Here is a 1,487-nt window from a genome sequence, read left to right as displayed (position 1 = left end):
GGCCAGTACAAGCACCAGACCAGCAACCCGAAAATCTTCGCCGGCGGCGACATGGTGCGTGGGTCTGACCTGGTGGTCACCGCGATCTTCGAAGGCCGCAACGCCGCCGAAGGGATCCTGGACTACCTGCAGGTCTAATGATCGTTCCCACGCTCTGCGTGGGAATGCCGCCCAGGACGCTCCGCGTCTGCTCTGAAGCGTGACGCGGAGCGTCACAGGATGCATTCCCACGCGGAGCGTGGGAACGATCATATCCGCGACAAATTGACCCGATAGATAAAAGGCACGGCGCATTCCGTGCCTTTTGCGTTGCGCTCTGAGAAAATGCCCGCACTTTTTTTGCGGATGCCGACATGACTGCCCTCAAGAACGACCGTTTCCTTCGTGCCCTGCTCAAGCAACCCGTAGACGTCACACCTGTCTGGATGATGCGTCAAGCCGGTCGCTACCTGCCGGAATACCGCGCCAGTCGCGCCAATGCCGGCGACTTCATGAGCCTGTGCATGAACCCTGCGTTCGCCTGCGAAGTCACGATGCAGCCGCTGGACCGCTACCCGGAACTGGACGCGGCCATCCTCTTCTCCGATATCCTCACCATCCCCGACGCCATGGGCCAAGGTCTGTACTTCGAGACCGGTGAAGGTCCGCGTTTCAAGAAAGTGGTAAGCACCCTGGCCGACATCGAAGCCCTGCCGATTCCTGATCCGCACAAAGACCTCGGTTATGTGATGGACGCCGTCAGCACCATCCGCCGCGAGCTCAATGGCCGCGTGCCGCTGATCGGCTTCTCCGGTAGCCCGTGGACCCTGGCTACCTACATGGTCGAAGGCGGCTCGTCGAAAGACTTCCGCAAGACCAAGGCCATGCTCTACGACAACCCGCAGGCCATGCACCTGCTGCTGGACAAGCTGGCGCAATCGGTCACCTCCTACCTCAACGGCCAGATCATGGCCGGTGCGCAAGCGGTGCAGATCTTCGACACCTGGGGCGGCAACCTGTCGGCGGCGGCGTACCAGGAGTTCTCCCTGGCCTACATGCGCAAGATCGTCAGCGGCCTGATCCGTGAACATGAGGGTCGCAAGGTACCGGTCATCCTGTTCACCAAGAACGGCGGCCTGTGGCTGGAAAGCATCGCCGATGCAGGCGCCGATGCGTTGGGCCTGGACTGGACCTGCGACCTGGGCGAAGCCCGTCAGCGCGTGGGCAACCGCGTTGCGCTGCAAGGCAACATGGACCCGACCGTGCTCTATGCCAAGCCGGAAGCGATCCGCACCGAAGTCGGGCGCATCCTGGCCAGCTATGGCAAGGGCACCGGCCACGTGTTCAACCTCGGCCACGGCATCACGCCGGAAGTGAACCCGGAGCATGCCGGCGCGTTCCTGCGTGCGGTGCACGAGTTGTCGGCGCAGTACCACGAGTAACATGCAAAAAATGTGGGAGGGGGCTTGCTCCCGATAGCGGTGGTTCAGTTACAAACACTGAAACTG

2 protein-coding genes are annotated in these 1,487 nt (G+C 61.9%); both read left to right on the top strand.

From position 1 onward, the window contains the following. A partial coding sequence (locus ACQRBV_RS07035; RefSeq protein ID WP_427877914.1) for a hypothetical protein occupies window positions 1–138 on the top strand: 138 nt, incomplete at its 5' end. A 215-nt stretch (window positions 139–353) separates the two neighbouring features. Beyond that, window positions 354–1,421 (top strand): uroporphyrinogen decarboxylase, encoded by a 1,068-nt coding sequence (hemE, locus tag ACQRBV_RS07030; protein ID WP_060755197.1) that lies wholly within the window; start codon window positions 354–356, stop codon window positions 1,419–1,421. The last annotated feature ends 66 nt before the right edge of the window (window positions 1,422–1,487 follow it).

Origin of the sequence: Pseudomonas sp. R11F, assembly GCF_050312575.1 — a bacterium.
Lineage (GTDB): Bacteria > Pseudomonadota > Gammaproteobacteria > Pseudomonadales > Pseudomonadaceae > Aquipseudomonas > Aquipseudomonas palleroniana.
The sequence above is the reverse complement of the archived record's forward strand: the minus strand, read 5'-3'. Positions and strand labels throughout refer to the sequence as shown.

Bases quoted from the DNA above. Each gene is read 5' to 3' on its own strand.
- hemE (WP_060755197.1), top strand. From the start codon at position 354: ATGACTGCCCTCAAGAACGACCGTTTCCTTCGTGCCCTGCTCAAGCAA.